General features: G+C 59.0%; 16 protein-coding genes, 1 tRNA gene and 2 pseudogenes. 11 read left to right on the plus strand and 8 right to left on the minus strand.

The features are described 5' to 3' along the window. Positions 1-58: 58 nt before the first annotated feature. Entirely contained in the window at positions 59-1,267 is a 1,209-nt protein-coding gene (locus WS69_RS19025; RefSeq protein ID WP_059472242.1) for a Do family serine endopeptidase, read from the minus strand. 21 nt (positions 1,268-1,288) lie between these two features. Here WS69_RS19025 and WS69_RS19030 point away from each other — a divergent pair, with 21 nt between their 5' ends. From WS69_RS19030 to WS69_RS19065, 8 genes are all read left to right on the plus strand, one after another. Continuing rightward, positions 1,289-2,035 (plus strand): Nif3-like dinuclear metal center hexameric protein, encoded by a 747-nt coding sequence (locus WS69_RS19030; protein ID WP_059472243.1) that lies wholly within the window; start codon positions 1,289-1,291, stop codon positions 2,033-2,035. A 219-nt stretch (positions 2,036-2,254) separates the two neighbouring features. After that, positions 2,255-2,875 (plus strand): ubiquinol-cytochrome c reductase iron-sulfur subunit, encoded by a 621-nt coding sequence (gene petA, locus WS69_RS19035; protein WP_059472244.1) that lies wholly within the window; start codon positions 2,255-2,257, stop codon positions 2,873-2,875. Beyond that, positions 2,876-4,258 carry a cytochrome b gene (locus tag WS69_RS19040; RefSeq protein WP_059472245.1) on the plus strand — a complete coding sequence of 461 codons (1,383 nt, stop codon included), beginning with the start codon at positions 2,876-2,878 and terminating at the stop codon, positions 4,256-4,258. Between the two features lie 21 nt (positions 4,259-4,279). Continuing rightward, positions 4,280-5,038: a cytochrome c1 gene (locus tag WS69_RS19045; RefSeq protein WP_059472246.1), complete on the plus strand. Its 759-nt coding sequence runs from the start codon at positions 4,280-4,282 to the stop codon at positions 5,036-5,038. A gap of 88 nt (positions 5,039-5,126) precedes the next feature. Then, entirely contained in the window at positions 5,127-5,738 is a 612-nt protein-coding gene (locus WS69_RS19050) for a glutathione S-transferase N-terminal domain-containing protein (RefSeq protein WP_010106845.1), read from the plus strand. A 69-nt stretch (positions 5,739-5,807) separates the two neighbouring features. Further along, a complete protein-coding gene (locus WS69_RS19055; protein ID WP_059472260.1) occupies positions 5,808-6,332 on the plus strand; it encodes a ClpXP protease specificity-enhancing factor in 525 nt (174 codons plus the stop codon). Between the two features lie 20 nt (positions 6,333-6,352). Next, a tRNA-Thr gene (locus tag WS69_RS19060) sits at positions 6,353-6,428 on the plus strand. 386 nt (positions 6,429-6,814) lie between these two features. After that, positions 6,815-8,152 (plus strand): SAM-dependent methyltransferase, encoded by a 1,338-nt coding sequence (locus WS69_RS19065; protein ID WP_059472247.1) that lies wholly within the window; start codon positions 6,815-6,817, stop codon positions 8,150-8,152. A gap of 6 nt (positions 8,153-8,158) precedes the next feature. Here WS69_RS19065 and WS69_RS19070 read toward each other — a convergent pair whose 3' ends face one another. Genes WS69_RS19070 through WS69_RS19080 form a run of 3 tightly spaced genes read right to left on the minus strand, consistent with a single transcriptional unit; the run spans position 8,159 to position 11,972 of the window. Then, positions 8,159-9,262 carry a hypothetical protein gene (locus WS69_RS19070; RefSeq protein WP_059472248.1) on the minus strand — a complete coding sequence of 368 codons (1,104 nt, stop codon included), beginning with the start codon at positions 9,260-9,262 and terminating at the stop codon, positions 8,159-8,161. Beyond that, a complete protein-coding gene (locus WS69_RS19075; protein WP_146123369.1) occupies positions 9,259-9,906 on the minus strand; it encodes a hypothetical protein in 648 nt (215 codons plus the stop codon). Before WS69_RS19075 ends, WS69_RS19070 begins: the two co-directional genes overlap by 4 nt. Then, positions 9,903-11,972 carry an AAA family ATPase gene (locus WS69_RS19080; RefSeq protein ID WP_059472250.1) on the minus strand — a complete coding sequence of 690 codons (2,070 nt, stop codon included), beginning with the start codon at positions 11,970-11,972 and terminating at the stop codon, positions 9,903-9,905. The genes WS69_RS19075 and WS69_RS19080 overlap by 4 nt, the downstream gene beginning before the upstream one ends. Before the next feature lie 90 nt (positions 11,973-12,062). Between WS69_RS19080 and WS69_RS33510 the strand changes: the two genes are divergently transcribed. Further along, positions 12,063-12,404: a hypothetical protein gene (locus WS69_RS33510; protein WP_156438235.1), complete on the plus strand. Its 342-nt coding sequence runs from the start codon at positions 12,063-12,065 to the stop codon at positions 12,402-12,404. Here WS69_RS33510 and WS69_RS34895 read toward each other — a convergent pair. The 4 genes and pseudogenes from WS69_RS34895 to WS69_RS19095 form a co-directional block, all read right to left on the minus strand. Further along, a complete protein-coding gene (locus tag WS69_RS34895; protein ID WP_231747164.1) occupies positions 12,391-12,948 on the minus strand; it encodes a tyrosine-type recombinase/integrase in 558 nt (185 codons plus the stop codon). The genes WS69_RS33510 and WS69_RS34895 overlap by 14 nt on opposite strands. A gap of 42 nt (positions 12,949-12,990) precedes the next feature. After that, positions 12,991-13,263 (minus strand): annotated as a pseudogene (locus WS69_RS35690) (phage integrase); the annotation flags it as partial. 279 nt (positions 13,264-13,542) lie between these two features. Beyond that, positions 13,543-14,690: pseudogene (locus WS69_RS19085) on the minus strand (IS3 family transposase); the annotation flags it as partial. Positions 14,691-14,795: 105 nt separating this feature from the next. Continuing rightward, the gene (locus WS69_RS19095; protein ID WP_156438237.1) at positions 14,796-15,485 is read right to left on the minus strand and encodes a hypothetical protein; all 690 of its coding nucleotides are present in this window, start codon (positions 15,483-15,485) and stop codon (positions 14,796-14,798) included. 94 nt (positions 15,486-15,579) lie between these two features. Between WS69_RS19095 and WS69_RS19100 the strand changes: the two genes are divergently transcribed. Then, positions 15,580-15,807, plus strand: a complete 228-nt coding sequence (locus WS69_RS19100) for a hypothetical protein (RefSeq protein ID WP_059472262.1) — start codon at positions 15,580-15,582, stop codon at positions 15,805-15,807. A 59-nt stretch (positions 15,808-15,866) separates the two neighbouring features. Continuing rightward, positions 15,867-16,751 carry a hypothetical protein gene (locus WS69_RS33515; RefSeq protein WP_156438239.1) on the plus strand — a complete coding sequence of 295 codons (885 nt, stop codon included), beginning with the start codon at positions 15,867-15,869 and terminating at the stop codon, positions 16,749-16,751. The last annotated feature ends 195 nt before the right edge of the window (positions 16,752-16,946 follow it).

A 16,946-nucleotide genomic window follows, 5' to 3' on the forward strand; every position in this document is an offset into this window, starting at 1 on the left:
CGCCGGAAGGCGGCGAAGCGTGCGTCGCGGGCGTTGTCTCGGCCGTCCCGACGCCTGCTTACTCCTCCTCGTCGCTATTCTGCTCGTCGAGCGCCTGCTTCGGCGGCGGCGGCCGCTTGCCGATCACGACCGTCACGTCGAGCTCCTTGCCCTTGCGCACGACGTGCACCTTGGTCGGCGTGCCCGGCTTGATCTGCGCGACGACGTTCAGGAGCTTTGTCGTATCGGTGATTTCCTCGCCGTCGACCGATACGAGGATGTCGCCCGGCTTGATCCCCGCCTTGTCGGCCGGGCCGCCCTGCAGCACGCCCGCAACGATCGCGCCCGATTTTTGCGCGAGGCTGAACGACTCGGCGATCTCGGGCGTCACGTCCTGCGGCTCGACGCCGATCCAGCCGCGCGTGACGGCGCCCGTCGTGATGATGCTCTCGAGCACGTTGCGCGCGGTCGAGACGGGGATCGCGAAGCCGATCCCGAGCGAGCCGCCCGAGCGCGAGTAGATCGCCGTATTGATGCCGAGCAGGTTGCCGTTCACGTCGACGAGCGCGCCGCCCGAGTTGCCCGGGTTGATCGGCGCGTCGGTCTGGATGAAGTTCTCGAACGTGTTAATGCCGAGATGGTTGCGCCCGAGCGCGCTGATGATCCCCATCGTGACCGTCTGGCCGACGCCGAACGGATTGCCGATCGCGAGCACGACGTCGCCGACGCGCGCCTGGTCCGACCGGCCGAGCGTGATCGTCGGCAGGTTCGACATGTTGATCTTGAGCACCGCGAGATCGGTCTCGGGATCGCTGCCGATCACCTTCGCGGTCGCGGTGCGACCGTCGGCGAGCGCGACTTCGATCTGGTCCGCGCCGTCGACGACGTGCTGGTTCGTTAGAATGTAACCCTCCGAGCTTACGATGACGCCCGACCCCAGATTGGCCGCGGGCTCATCCTGCTGCCGCCGCGCGTTGCGATCGCCGAAGAAATAGCGAAAGAGCGGATCCTTCGCGCGCGGATCGGGCGGCAGCGAACCGTCCTTGCTGGAGAATACGTTGACGACCGCGGGCATTGCCTTCTGCGCGGCGTCCGCGTACGAGGATTGAGCGGGCGCGCCGCCGACGCCGGGCGCGACTTCCCGCAGCGCGACGATCGGCGCCGCGAGCTGTTTGCCGAGTTGTCCTTGCCGTTGGAGCCATTGCGGCTTGAGCGTCGCCACGATGAACATCAGTGCGAGCAGCACCGTCACCGCTTGGGCGAAGAACAGCCAGAAGCGTCTAAGCATTTGAAGATATTAGAGGTTTATATGGATCGGATCGAACTTGAATTGTACTTGAACAATACCCTCGAAATTGAGCGGTTCAAGGACTACAGCCCGAACGGCCTCCAGGTGGAGGGCCGTCGCAAGATTGAAAGAATCGCCACCGGCGTGACGGCTTCGCTCGCGTTTCTCGACCGCGCACTCGAATGGGGCGCTGACGCGGTACTCGTCCATCATGGCTACTTCTGGCGCAATGAGGCGCCGCAAATCACGGGCCGCAAGTACCAGCGCCTGAAGCGCCTGCTCGCGAACGACCTGAACCTGTTCGCGTTTCACCTGCCGCTCGACGCGCACCCCGAGTTCGGCAACAACGCGCAGCTCGGCGAACGCCTCGGCCTGATCGGCGACGCCCGTTTCGGCGACCAGGACCTCGGCTGGCTCGCGACGCTGCCGATGCCCGTCACGCTCGAGCACTTCACCGCGAAGGTCGAGAATACGCTAGGCCGCACGCCGCTCGTGCTCGGCGATGCGGACCAGCAGCTCCGCCGCGTCGCATGGTGCACGGGCGGCGCGCAAAGTTATTTCGACGCGGCAATCGACGCGGGCGCCGACGTGTTCCTGACGGGCGAAGTGTCCGAGTACGTGACGCACGCGTCGGCCGAGAGCGGCGTCGCGTTCGTTGCGGCGGGGCACCATGCGACCGAGCGCTTCGGCATCCAGGCGCTCGGCCAGCATTTATCGGAACGATTTGATCTCGAGCATATTTTTATCGACATTCATAACCCGGTTTAACTGCGTGAATTGTCGCACCGCATCCAAAGAAAACACGATGCGGTGCGCATTCCGTCGATTATCGGTCCGGAAATTTCGATAGCCCGGGGAAACCCTTGATTAATAATGGCTTCGGAAGGTATTTAACGTCCGGGTCTTGTAAATGCCGACTCCATTCGAGCAAACTAGCGGCGGTGTGAAATGTCGTGACGGAAATCCAACTCGTAATTGGGGCGTGTAATGCGAGACAAAGAAGAGGAACACGTCGACAGCGGCCGCCGGACATGGCTGATTGCGACATCCGTAGCAGGTGGCGTAGGAGGCGTCGCCACCGTCGTACCTTTCGCGGCGTCGTTGGCGCCGTCTGCCAGGGCCAAGGCGGCGGGCGCGCCCGTCGAGGTCGATATCAGCGCGCTCAAGCCGGGCGAAATGCTCACGGTCGCCTGGCGCGGCAAGCCGGTTTGGGTGCTGAACCGCACCGACTCGATGCTCGCCGACGTCGTCAAGGCCGACAAGGAAGTCGCCGATCCGCAGTCGAAATCCCCGTACTCGATGCCGTTGCCTGCGTATTGCGCGAACGAGTACCGGTCGAGAGCCGACCGCAAGAACATTCTCGTCGTGATGGCGGTGTGCACGCACCTCGGCTGCACGCCGAGCCCGCGCTTCACGCCGGGGCCGCAGCCGAACCTGCCCGACGACTGGCCGGGCGGCTTCCTGTGCCCGTGCCACGGCTCGACTTACGACCTCGCCGGGCGGGTCTTCAAGAACAAGCCGGCGCCGCAGAATCTGGACGTCCCGCCTTACATGTTCACGTCGGCCACGACGCTCGTGATCGGCAAGGACGAGAAAGGAGAAGCGTAAATGGCGACCGATAACAAAGAGATCTCCACAACCGGCTTGCTCGGCTGGGTCGACCGGCGCTTTCCCCTGACTTCCACCTGGAAGCAGCATCTTTCCGAGTACTACGCGCCGAAGAACTTCAACGTCTGGTATTTCTTCGGGTCGCTTGCGCTACTCGTGCTCGTCAACCAGATCGTCACGGGCATCTTCCTGACGATGAACTACAAGCCCGACTCGACGCTCGCGTTCGCGTCGGTCGAGTACATCATGCGCGAGGTGCCGTGGGGCTGGCTGATTCGCTACATGCACTCGACGGGCGCGTCGATGTTCTTCGTCGTCGTCTACCTGCACATGTTCCGCGGCCTGCTGTACGGCTCATACCGCAAGCCGCGCGAGCTCGTGTGGATCTTCGGCTGCGCGATCTTCCTGTGCCTGATGGCCGAGGCGTTCTTCGGCTACCTGCTGCCATGGGGGCAGATGTCGTTCTGGGGCGCGCAGGTGATCGTGAACCTGTTCTCGGCGATTCCGTTCATCGGTCCGGACCTGTCGCTGTGGATTCGCGGCGACTACGTCGTGTCCGACGTCACGCTGAACCGCTTCTTCGCGTTTCACGTGATCGCGATTCCGCTCGTTCTGCTCGGGCTCGTCGTCGCGCACCTGATCGCGCTGCACGAAGTGGGGTCGAACAACCCGGACGGCATCGAGATCAAGGAGAAGAAGGACGAGAAGGGCGTGCCGCTCGACGGCATTCCGTTCCACCCGTACTACTCGGTGCACGATTTCTTCGGCGTTTGCGTGTTCCTGATGGTGTTCGCGGCGATCCTGTTCTTCATGCCGGAGATGGGCGGCTACTTCCTCGAGGCAAACAACTTCATCCCGGCGAATCCGCTGCAGACGCCGCCCGAGATCGCGCCCGTCTGGTACTTCACCGCGTTCTACGCGATGCTTCGCGCGACGACCGACCCGTTCAAGATCGTGCTGATGATCGTGCTCGTGGCGTCCGGCCTCTTGGCGCTCGTGCGCGCGCGCGGCAAGTGGAAGATCGCGCTGCCCGCGCTCGCCGCGGCGCTCGTCGTCTTCATGTACTTCACGGAGTCGAAGTTCTGGGGCGTCGTCGTGATGGGCGCGGCCGTCGTCACGCTGTTCTTCCTGCCGTGGCTCGACCGCAGCCCGGTGAAGTCGATCCGCTACCGGCCGTTTTTCCACAAGGTGTTCTTCGGGATCTTCGTCGCCGTGTTCCTGACGCTCGCGTTCCTCGGCACGCGGCCGCCTTCGCCTGCCGCGACGCTGATCGCGCAGGTATGCGCGCTCGTGTATTTCGCGTTCTTCCTCGGCATGCCGTTCTGGACGCCGCTTGGCAAATTCAAGCAGCCGCCCGAACGCGTGCGGTTCAAATCCCACTGACGTGAGCGAGGAGGAATAAGTATGAAGAAATTGCTTTCGACGCTCGCAATGTTTATTGTGTCGGCATGTCTGCTGACGAGCGTATCCGTGCGGGCCGAGGAGGGCGAATTTCCGCTCGACCGTGCGCCCGACAACACGGAGAATCTCGTCTCTTTGCAGCATGGCGCGCAGTTGTTTGTAAACTATTGCCTGAATTGCCATAGTGCGAACCTGATGCGCTACAACCGGCTGACGGATCTCGGTATCTCACAGAAGGAGATCGAGGCGAATCTCCTGTTCACGACCGACAAGGTCGGCAACACGATGAGTGTCGCGATGCGGCCGGAAGACGCGAAGACCTGGCTCGGCGCCGCACCGCCGGATCTGTCCGTCGAAGCGCGCGCCCGCAGCCGTGATTGGCTCTACACGTATCTGCGCACGTTCTACCGCGACGATACGCGGCCGACGGGCTGGAACAACGCCGTGTTCCCGAACGTCGGCATGCCTCACGTGCTGTGGCAGCTTCAAGGGGAGCGCATTGCAAAATTCGAGGAAAAGAAGGACGAGGAAACGGGCGAGAAGGTGAACAAGCTCGTCGGATTCCAGCAGGTGACGCCCGGGACGCTTTCGCCGGTGGATTATGATGCTGCCGTCGGCGACCTGGTCGCGTACCTGAGCTGGATGTCCGAACCGGCGCAACAGACCCGCAAACGCCTCGGCGTGTGGGTGCTGCTGTTCCTCGGTGTCCTGACCTTCTTCGCCTGGCGGCTCAACGCCGCCTACTGGAAAGATATCAAGTAATCACGCCGTGACTGGCGTGGGGTCAGCGCAAGGAAGAGTAGGGTGGTTTTCCGCGCGCTGGCCCTCGGCTTTTTGAGGAAACGCAAACATGATGGTTCTGTATTCCGGCACGACTTGTCCGTTCTCCCAGCGTTGCCGGCTGGTGTTATTCGAAAAGGGCATGGATTTCGAGATCCGCGACGTCGATCTGTTCAACAAGCCGGAAGACATCGCGGTGATGAATCCGTACGGACAGGTGCCGATTCTCGTCGAACGCGATCTGATCCTGTACGAATCGAACATCATCAACGAGTACATCGACGAGCGCTTCCCGCATCCGCAACTGATGCCGGCCGACCCGGTGCAGCGCGCGCGCGCGCGCCTGTTCCTGCTCAACTTCGAGAAGGAGCTGTTCGTGCACGTGAGCACGCTCGAAAACGAGAAGGGCAAGGCGGCGGAGAAGAGCCACGAGAAGGCGCGCCTCGCGATCCGCGATCGCCTGACACAGCTCGCGCCGATCTTCCTGAAGAACAAGTACATGCTCGGTGAAGAGTTCTCGATGCTCGACGTCGCGATCGCGCCGCTGTTGTGGCGTCTCGACCACTACGGGATCGATCTGTCGAAGAACGCCGCGCCGCTGATGAAGTATGCAGAGCGGATCTTCAGCCGTCCTGCCTATATCGAAGCGCTGACGCCGTCCGAAAAGGTTATGCGTCGTTAAGCTGTATGTGACTGGGGAGCGGATGCGGCGGCGCGACGTCGCCGCATCCGCTTCTGTTCGAGGATGGCGATGCAAGAGATTTCCACGAAGCCGTATCTGCTGCGCGCGCTGTACGAGTGGTGCACGGATAACGGATATACGCCGCACATTGCGGTGCGGGTCGACAAGTCGACGCGCGTGCCGCGGCAGTTCGTGCGCGACGGCGAGATCGTGTTGAACATCAGCTTCGAGGCGACGAGCCAGTTGCAGATGGGCAACGAATGGATCGAGTTCACTGCGCGGTTCTCGGGCAAGGCGCACAAGATCGAGGTGCCGATTGCGAATGTGCTCGCGATCTACGCGCGCGAGAACGGTCAGGGGATGGCGTTTCAGGTCGACGTCGTCGCGGAGGCTGGCGACGATGGCGGCGGCGAGGCGCTTGCCGCTGCGGACGATGGCGACGACGTCGGTGGGCAGGCCGCAGTGACCGATGGCGCGCGGGGCGCAGCGGACGCGGCGCCGGAATCCGGCGATCGCGCGGACGAACCGCCGAAGTCCGATGGCGACGGCGATCGCGCGAAAGGCGGCCGGCCTCGCCTCAAGATTGTGAAATGAGGTAGAATCTTCGGCTCAACGCCGGCTTAGCTCATCTGGTAGAGCAGTTGATTTGTAATCATCAGGTGGCGGGTTCGAGTCCTGCAGCCGGCACCAAATAAATCAAGGGCTTAGCTTTGGCTAAGCCCTTGACGTTTCTGGTTCTCGTCAACGAACTGTCAACGGCATGTGTGGGTTGGAGGCATCTGCGGCCATTGCGCCGATGGTCGCGACCGGCAATTGCTGCCAAGCAAATAAACGTCTGGCGGTGATGTGTTGCCGCCGCGTAGCTCAAAAGAAGTCGCAGTTGACACCAACGATAAAAGCGGACATATAAGCTCTCTTATCAGCGCCCTCCCTCGGGTGCAGCAGGAGGAGCCCGATTGTGTCTTTCATCGCCATCTGACGGGGTAGGTGACTAGCCTCTGTGATGTAGAACTTCCGGCTGACAATTTCGTGCGCGCGTACTTCGCGATCGCAATCACCAACAAGGCCTGGCCATCATGCGAAATCCACCGGAGCGTTATCTACAGATCCTGCAGGAGTGTTTTGCAAGGGCGCCGCAGTGGCTCGGCGCCGGCAAAGACTGCGAAGCAGACTACGCGCGCGCACCGACTGCCCCTCTGACAACAAATCAGGATGGAAAGCACACAGCCTTTCAGCGTTGGTTTCACTTCAAGGAAGCGTTCTCTCCAGACTTCGTAAGCGCTGCCATTGATTCGCTTGGGTATCGTCCTCGCCATGTGATCGATCCATTTGGAGGTTCTGGCACGAGCGCAATCACCGCGCAACTATTGTCGATCGATGCAACGACAATTGAGGTCAATCCATTTCTAGCAGACGTAATTCAAGCAAAAGTAAGCACGCTTTCCGCGGATGCGCTGCGCTCGGCCGCAGCCGATTTCCAAGCGATGCTGCCTAGCACCCGTAGCAACATTTCTCGGCTGGGTCATTGGCCGCCAACGTTCGTCGAAGGCGAAGGCAAGAATCGTTGGATTTTCCCCCTGAATGTTGCTCGGCGATTGTCGCAATACCTCACCTGCATCGATGCCATTGAAGATGATGTTGTCCAGCGCTTCTTTCGAGTAGTGCTAGGTGCCGTGCTCGTGGACTGCAGTAACGTATACGTTAATGGGAAGGGCCGGCGCTATCGGTCCGGTTGGCAGGAAAACGAACCGACTCCGCGCCTATTGGACGAGATGTTTGCAAGTCAGTTCAACACATCGTTCGAAGACGTTCTTCGTTTCGAGCAGCGCCCCCGTTCTCGCGTCTCGGTTATCAATGGGGACTCGCGTGCGGCACTGCCTCAGATCAATGAGCCGGCGGACTTGATCGTCTTCTCTCCGCCGTACCCAAACTCCTTCGATTACACGGACATCTACAATGTCGAACTTTGGGTGCTTGGCTATCTTCGCAGTGCCACGGAGAATCAGAAACTGCGTAAGGAAACCCTCCGCTCCCATGTCCAGATTCGACGTCCTTATGAGCTTCCGCAGAGGCCGTCGCACAAGCTGAGTCAAACGCTGAAGGCGCTTCATTCGCATCAAGAGACTTTGTGGGACGGCAACATCCCGGCCATGGTTGGCGCCTACTTCCGAGATCTGGAGGCTGTGCTAGAGCAGTGCAAGCGCCTTCTTGCGCCGTCAGGAAAGGTCATTATGGTGGTGGGAGACTCCCGCTACGCGAGTGTGCGCATCGAGGTGGCGGCAATTCTTGCGGAACTCGCGTCGGAGATCGGTTTCGGTCACGTGTTGACTCGCGAAGTTCGTCAAATGCGGCTGAGTGCTCAGCAAGGTGGCCACTTCCAGCTTGCTGAGAGCGTGGTCGAACTCAGCCTTTGATCCGAATTAGGCGGGGGGGTCTTCGAGCGGGTACAGGTCCTCACGGTGCTCCTTGTGGGAAGCGGTGATCCAGTAGCGCTTGGCAATAACGTTGTATGTGATCGCCGGCGTTTGAATGGCATCGTCGATCTCTTTCTTATTGCCAGCGCAGAAGTCGTAAACGCATAGGAAAGCGCCATCCAGCTTTTCATGATCCCGGTAGGCCGCGGTCTGCTGGATGCCTGAGCATGCCCATGCGATGTTTTCCTTCAAGCTGATCCTGGTCAGTTTCTTCTTCTTTAAGGGGTCCGGCACTGCTGTTGGATCGTTAGCAGGCGTGTACGCGTCGCGGGTGGTCTTCAGTTCAAGGACAGCACTGTTGTGGCCCACATTGAAGGGTATTACCGTCAGATCGGCTCGACCGTTTCCGATGTTTGGCTCGGAGCGGATGCGTGCGACGTCCGAGTACTTTCCTAGCAAGAAGTGCCACAGGTCGTTTTGCACCGTGCTTTCTGGGCTCGAAACCGTGACCCGCTGTTTCGCATTTAGCCACCAGGTCGTGGTTTGCCGCGCGCACACCTCGTAGAATTGGTCGAGCGCCTGCGCGATGGCCGCTAGATCAACGACCACTGGAGCGTCATCTAGCTCGTGCTGATACGGCGCGGACAGATCGTCAATGCCGCGCGGCCAAATAACTAGTTTTGAAACGCTCGTTAACGCGACGGTGAGCGCAGAACCGAGGCCCGCATTCTGAATTTCTTCCACGACTTCGGTTGTGCCAGTGAATCGCTTCGGATGCACGCAGCCACCGATGTCTCCAGTGCCGGCGGCCAAAATACCAGCGAGCTTATCCGTTGGCGACGAACCAAGCATTGGGTTACGTTTCCAGCCCATGCTGGTCGCAAACGGACCGCTATCGTCGATATGCACCATGACGATCGGCCCATGCAGTTCTTGTTTGCTGGCTCGTAGGTGGCGAGCATGTGCGATCAGAGTCCTTGTCCAACCGTCCAAGAACGCCTCCTTGCTCCCCGCCTCAGCCACAGAAATGACTGACGCCCCTTTTTCGATCACTGCGTCTAATGCTGCCTGAAGAGCTCCGCCAAATTGGCTCTTGGTCGACTTATTCATGTCAGTGCCATCGCTTTGTCAAGGTAGTCGCAGTAAAGGCGTACGCCGTCACGCTCAGCATCGGGTCGGAGAGCCCGTAGCCGATCGATCAGGTGATGCGCTACCTCGATATTCTTGTTCTCGTCTGTCCATTCAGCGAAATCGACGACTTCTCCATCTATCACCGTGGCATTGCCATAATTGGCGTCGATGGGGCCGATGTCAGCTCTATTAGCGAGAAAGCGGCCGAAGCATGCGGAAACGAGTTCCCGAAACAATCTCGCTGTGCGTTTGGCCTCGGCGTGATTTAGTAAGTTGGAGTAGATCTGCCGACCAGTGGCACCTAATGAGTAATGCGCCGTCAGACGATTTTTTGATCCGAAGTCAACTCGCTCGATCGATAGCACGCCCGCAAAGGCGAGCCTGTCAATTTCACGCTGTACATCCGGAAAGAACGGAAACGGACCATGCTTCAAGACACGTCCGCGGACACGGGTTACGTCGAACAAGTCGGCCAACGTGTTGGCTAGGTACAGGACGACATGTAGCTGAGGCGTTGCCATCGGCGTAAGCCCCATGCGAGATGCTTCCGCGATGCACAGCAGCACCCATGCCTTCCACATGCCGGCATTCTCTAATCGTGCCTCATGCGTTGGCGTGCTCATGCGTTCGTTCCGACGTAGCGTTCCGGATAGATGGCATGGTCTCGTTCGTCCTCGTAGGCTTGCCGGAACCGATCGAGCGCCCTGGTGGGGGCCGCGATCGTTAGGAGATCGAGGACATGCGCAGCTCGCTGCTCCATGGGGATCGCAGCTGGCGTCTCTTGTGGCGCCTCGTCGGTTACTTGACCATAAAATCGTTGGTCGGGGTAAGCTCCAAACAAAGCTGGAATCATCTGCTCGCGATTGACGTTGGACGACGCAATCAGTCTAGTCGCAGCAGCATTCCCCGGACGCGACGCAAATCGTCTCAGCAGATCGGCAGCCCGCGGTACAAAGACGGAATCCAAGCTTGCTTCAGGCGTTTCTAGTATGAGCATTGTGGGTGCGTCCGGCGCGGCCAGTTCCAGCAGTGCCATGCGAAACGCGAGGTCGATAAATTCCTTTTGTGATTCGGAGACTGATTGCCCAAACTCCCTAACGGTCGCTGTGTCGCGATGGACACCGGATGTCAGCGCAGGCACGAAATGTGGAAACGGGAAACTCTCCGTAGCACTGCGCTGTCCAATTCGGCTCTGCCTTGGCGTGTATTTGATTTCACACTGCTCCGCCAAAAAGCCGCGTATATACTTAGCGAACACTGTTTCGATCTGTGTTGAGACCGCTTGCACTTCGCGGTCGATAGCATGTGCCAACTCCCGGAATTGCTCGGTTAGCTCGATTCTTTCTACGTCGATCTGATTCAGTGTAGCTTCGAACGTCGCTAGCCGTCCTTCCAGTTCAGTACGACGTTCTATCGCCTCTGGCATTGTCTGGCCAAACGCTTGTAGTTGCTGTTCCAGTGATGTCACCGCTGCTGTGGCGGCTACCAGCTTCGCCGCAGTTTCTGAATAGGCATTTTCTGCATCCTTCAGCGGGGACTGCATTGCGTCCAAATCACGCTCAGCCTTAGAAATTAAAGCTCGCTGTTGTTCTATGTATTCGCTGGCGTGCGGATCGTGCTCTGTCTGTATCCCGTCATCGATAGGGCTTTCGCACACCGGACAGGTATTCATGTAGAGCTTCGTGTTCACGTGTGCGACGGCGTCAGCGTCCTGATTGCCACAGACTAAGCACCCTGCGCCAGCCTCAAAGTGGGCGAGCAGGTATCGTCCGGCGTCATTTACGCTTGGGAAGAACGTTTCGTAAAATGTGTTGAGTCGATACGCTAGGTCGGCGCGCTTCTCGTGTACTTCCTGTCGTCGGTTCTCTATTTGCTGGCGCAACGAGTCGCGCTCGCGCGAGACATCGTTTTTCTGCTTTGCAAGGTCGGTCAGCTCACTCCGTCGCGCTTCCAGCGTCTTTATGAGTAAGTCGATTTGTCCACCTTCGATGCTGCTGACTTGCCTAGCGATATCCTTTCTACGCTTGTTTACGACGGCATACACGTTTCGGTATTCGCTGTCCTTGCTTACAAGCTCGTTGAACAGCTCGACATATTCTTTGCGGTCGGCACCTTTCTCTCCAAAAAGGATGCCTAGAATATCGCCCTGTGCTGCAGCATCCCAGACCAGACTGCGGCGATCCTCAAGGTAAAAGACAACATAACGTAGAAGGAACACGAAATCATCGAACGACGTAAGCCCCGTCGCCGCGACTACATGTTCGCGAAATGTTGCTTCTAGCTCTGCTGGCCGTGCTGCGGGAAGCGATTGTTGATCGACCGAGAGTTCAAGGATGTCTAGGTTGGCAAGCGAGCGCGTCACCTCGAAGTATTGAGCTCCCAAATGGAACCACACGGTAACTCGTGCATCGACGGCGTCGTCAGGCACTCTGCGGCGAAACCAGAGCCGATCTGAGGGCACCAGGCGGCGTTTCTTGTCTCCCAGTTGATCGTCTCCCGGGATGTCTGACGCACCGGTCAACGAGCGGAGAAGGATATTGAGCAGAGTAGTCTTGCCTAGGCCGTTGATGCCGACAATGACGTTTACGCCTGGTCTGAAGGTGTGGTCCAGGCCGGGTGAATCTGGGGTGCCAACATACAACGCGTAATTGCTTACGCGCACGCGCTCCAGAACTGGAAGATTGATCATTCGAGCTCCTGCAACAGTTGACGCCTAGACGACGTGGCGCTTATGGGCGAGTGCTCGAAGTCGGATGACTGCGTCCAAGCGTGAGCGCAAATGCGCCGAGCCTGGACATGCTTTCTGGATGCTGACATTTTTCCCCGGGGCGGTGTGGCGATTGTTATCCGCTTCGATTCGACGATACTTTACTGCAAAAACTGGAAGTCTTGGTCCAGCGCCGCCTCAGCCGCCTTGGGTTTTACCATCGATGCGCGTTGGTTATGCGTGATGGATTTGGGCACGGTCGTGGCATCCTCGATACGACTAATGTTGGGCGCTACCTTCGAAGAGCTGGAGGTCGGTGATCTGTTGCGTACCCATCGCGCGTTGCTTTTGATTATCGACGTAGCGTCGAGGTCAGCTCCGCGAAGCAAAATCAGTGACATCAATTCGCTGTGAGTTTGGTTGATGGCGCATTCGCGAGACGCTCCCTATTCCGGAGGGTCGCTAAGGGGTTGTGCTGCCGTGCTTCTTGCAAATGATCGGGGGCTAGGTGGGCGTAACGCATCGTCATTTGTAGGCTTGAATGCCCGAGGATGCGTTGCAACGTTAAGATGTTCCCGCCGTTCATCATAAAATGGCTCGCGAATGTATGACGTAGAACATGCGTAAGCTGCCCTTCAGGCAAGTCAATTTGCGCATCTTCAATTGCCATTCGGAAGGCTCCGGCGGAATTTTCGAAAAAGCGATCGCCGATAGCTTTCGGCTTTGAGGCGTGGAACGCTAATATTTCGTCGGCTAACGTACCGTCAAGGGGCACTGAGCGATTTCTATCAGTCTTTGTTTGCGTGTAGTGCACTGCGTTTCCCCGCAGTTGTTGCAAGCGAAGACTTTCGGCTTCGCTCCAGCGAGCTCCAGTTGCCAAGCACAGCTTAGTAATCAGGAGGGCATCTTTTCTTTTCCTCCGACCGAGGGCGTCCAGCAATACCTCGATCTGTTCCAATGTTAGAAAGGATAACTCTCGCTCTGCGATCCGAAATTGACGGAGGCGTGCTAGCGGATTTGCTCCGGGCCAATGACCGAGACGCGCGAGCTCGTTGAAGACGGCTCTCAAATAGGCGTGCTCGCGATTGACCGTGTTGGCAGTTACACCCTCCGCGATCCTCGATGCCCTATAAGACGCGAAGTCTTCAGCACTGAATGCTGTCGCCAGCGGGTTGCCTAGCGCTACGCAAATGCGTTTGAGCGTCGGGTACGTGCGCGTGTGCCGCAATTGCATTCCGTGATGAAGATTCCATAGTTCGATGAGTTCCGACAGACGCCGCGAGTCTTTCGGTGCGGGGACCCACTCGGGTGCTTGAACAACCTTCGCCGTGAGCCATGCTTCGTATGCTTTCGCTTCGGCTTGCGTCTTGAGCGTTTTGCGGTAGTGGGGGTGACCCGTTTCCGTGGACGGTTAGACAGTTGAATCTTCTCTCGGTTGATGTCCTCCAGGTTGGGCGTTTGCGCGAGTTGTCCACGGTCGGTCGGCGGGTCGCCTATCACGACCGCGATGCCGGCCGGCGGTGGGCAACTCGCCCGCAGCGGGCATTTTTTGTTGATACATCGTTTCGTAGCGGATTGGTGTGTGGTAGCCGATCGCGCTGTGTCGGCGGCCGAGGTTGTACCAGCCCTCGATGAAGGCGAACAACTCACGTCGAGCTTGCTCGTGCGATTGGAAATGCGAGCGGGCCAGCAGTTCGCATTCGAGCGTGGCAAAGAAGCTCTCGCACATGGCGTTGTCGAAGCAATCGCCCACTGTGCCCATCGAGGGGCGTACCCCCGCTTCGCGACAGCGCCGGCCGAAGGCAAGCGACGTGTATTGGCACCCTTGATCCGAGTGATGAATGACGCCCTCGGGGCGACGCTGCACGAGGGCCATGTCGAGCGCACGCAGCATCAGCTCCGTGTACAGATGATTGGACATCGCCCAGCCGACAATGCGGCGACTGAAGACATCGAGCACGACGGCGAGATAGAGGAAGCCTTCGGCTGTCGGCACGTAGGTGGCATCGGCTACCCACAGTCGGTTGGGGGCGTCGGCCACGAAGTGCCGTTGCACGAGATCGGGTGCGGGCCGTGCGCCGGGCTGCCGCCGCGTCGTGTTGATCCAGCGCCGCCGGCTCACGCCGCACAGACCCGCTATACGCATCAGACTGGCAATACGTTTGCGCCCGACATGCATGCCATGCTCGACAAGCTCCGCATGGATGCGAGGCATGCCGTACGTGCCGCGCGAGCTTGCATGAATGGCTCGAATACGCCCGAGCAGATCGGTGTCGCTGCACGCCCGTTTCGATGGGCTGCGCGAGATCCACGCGTAATAGCCGCTGGCCGAAATCTGCAGCAGCCGCGCCATCGTCGCAATAGGCAAGCTGGCCTGGTTCGCTTTCATGAATTCGAACCCTTTTCGGGCACCGTTCCGGTCTCCCGTGCAAACCAGGCCGCGGCTTTTGAGAGGATCTCTCGTTCAAGCCGCAGTTGGCGATTCTCGCGACGAAGTCGCGTAAGCTCTTCGCGCTCCGCTGTCGTCAAGCCATCATGCCGCTTGCCGCTGTCGCGATCGGCTTGCGCGACCCAGTTGTAGATCGTTTGCGCCGTCGGCTCGAACTCACGCGCAAGCTCTTCTGGCGAGCGCCCGGCTTTGACTAACTCGACCATTTGCGCCCGAAATTCCGGCGCGTAGGGGTTGTGGTGCTTTCCCATGGCAGGCACCTCCTGTTCCAAAGGATAGGTGTCCACGAAACCGGGTCAACTCCATAGCGCTTTCCTCCGCGGCCCCCAGGCTGGATGTCGACGAGCCAGCCGGCCTTAGTCTTCTTGATGGTCATCTTGTCGAGCGAATAGTGAGCCGAAGACCTTGCTAAGCAACGCCTTCGGGTTTTGGAGCAACCGCTTGTCGAGTTTGACGGACGCCAGGACGTTATCAAACCAACCGAAGCTGTCCTTCCTCAACTGGTCCTCTGCGTCTCGTCGAGCCTTTCGGATGGATAGGTATTCGGGATCAAGGGCCAGCGGATAGAAATCATGCTGGCCTGACTCGCCAAACGCGCGCATTGCCTTTTCGTACGATACGTTTGCCGCTGGCGATATCACTTTCTCCATCGCCAGAAGAGCGGCGTCTTGGATTTGTCTCCGACGTACTGCCCTTTCCTCGTCATCGGTTGGTTCGCCGTTGCACGCTGCGATCAGATAGCGAAATTCACGGGTCGCCCACGGCTGTTCGACTCCGCGCATGACCGGATACCCACTTGCAGCCGTCGCAGGTGCTATGTGATTTCGTTCGGGATCGGTAATGCCCGTGACGAGCCAAAAGGCATACTGCGGCCACTTCTGACCTACGGCCTCGATCATCTCGACGGTTGGCCGTTGCCTTCCGTACCAGACGGACCGCCAGCTATCCAGCGGAATCTGAGAAACATCGACCAGTTCGTTGAAGCGACCCCGGCTGTCGGTCTCCGCTTCAATGATCGCCTTCAGGCGAGCGGAAAAAGGATGCATCGACATAGCGGTTGACAAACCTCCTGTTGGCGAACTATAAATCACAACATTGACAATATATCAACATATGGTGTTTTGATCAATGGATGGAATTATGCCCCGAGATAACCAAGCCGCCGCCGTGCCGCCCGTCGATCGTTTAGCCCCGCCAGTCCCGGTAATGTCGAGGGAGGCGTTTGCCAGCGCCATTGGCTTGCCGATCGGCGTCATCATTGGCTTTTGCAACAAGGGCTATCTCCCGACCGTCAACATCGGGAAGTACAGTCTCATCAATGTCGCGCTCCTCCAGCAGCGATGCCTTGATCAGGGGTTCGCCCTGTGACTGTGTCCGCATTGGCTACAGACAACCCGTTTCCCCATCATGCGGGCGGAGTTGTTCGCGTGAGGCATCGGACCCGCTGGGGATCAGTGCCGGAAGCGCTTCTAGAAGACGAGCGCTTAGCGCTCGACAGCCGAGCTGTCGCCGCATGGCTCGCCGTGAAGCCTGCTGGATGGCAGGTTAGCGTGCAAGCGCTTCGAATCCGGTTGCAGGTCCGTAAGGATCGTTGGCAGCGGATGGCGGGCGAACTGGAAGCTGCCGGTTATCTGATCCGCGAAAAGCGGCAGGGGGCAGGAGGAAAGTGGGTATGGAATATAGAGTTCAATCCGGAACCTCTCGATGCGCCTACGGTGAACTCCGTAGCCGGATTTTCCGGCTCCGGCGTTGCCGCCTCCGGCGGACCCGTGTACGGATCAGCCGGCGCCGGTGGAAGCGGCCATAAAGGTTTACCAAGCCAAGACATACCAAAGTCAGTTAACACCACCACTACAACCACCACGTCGGACGACGTTGTGGGTGGTTGTGAGAGAAGGCTACGAAAGCCCGAAAACATCGAACCCTGCGGCGACTGCGACTTGATCTTTCCTCCGCAGCTATCGACGAGCGAACGAACTGCCATCGTAGGTCTTCTCGGGCCTCTTGCGAGCACGGAGGCGTGTCGAGCGCAGGAGTTGCTTGACGAATTGGCGGATGCGATCGAGACCAGGGCGATTCGGACCACGCCGCTCAGATGGTTTCGCGCAGTTCTGAAAAAGCTTCGTGACGGAAATTTCGTTCCGCTCGGAGCAGTGCGCATCAAAGCTCGGCGCGAAGCAAGCGAGCAACAGCGTATCGCCGGGTTGCGGAGGCCGACAGACGGTCCTCGCAGCGATCCACAGGTTGCTCGCCCTGCGCTCGACGCCATCAAACAGATCACCCAGCGGAAGCGAGGAAACGGCCATGCGTAGAGCCATCTTGGCGGCAATTGTGATCGTAGCCATCTGCGCGTTTCTCGGTCTTCGCTGGATACGGCCTATCGTGAGGTGGCCTCTGCTACTGCTGTCCGGCGCATCGCTGTTCGTACTTAGAGACGGTTTCATAAAGACTGGTCGGCCCGCCGAAGGGTATTCCAGCAGATCAGGCAGCAACCGAGTTTGAGGAAC

Source organism: Burkholderia sp. BDU5, assembly GCF_001522845.1.
GTDB classification, from domain to species: Bacteria; Pseudomonadota; Gammaproteobacteria; order Burkholderiales; family Burkholderiaceae; genus Burkholderia; species Burkholderia mayonis.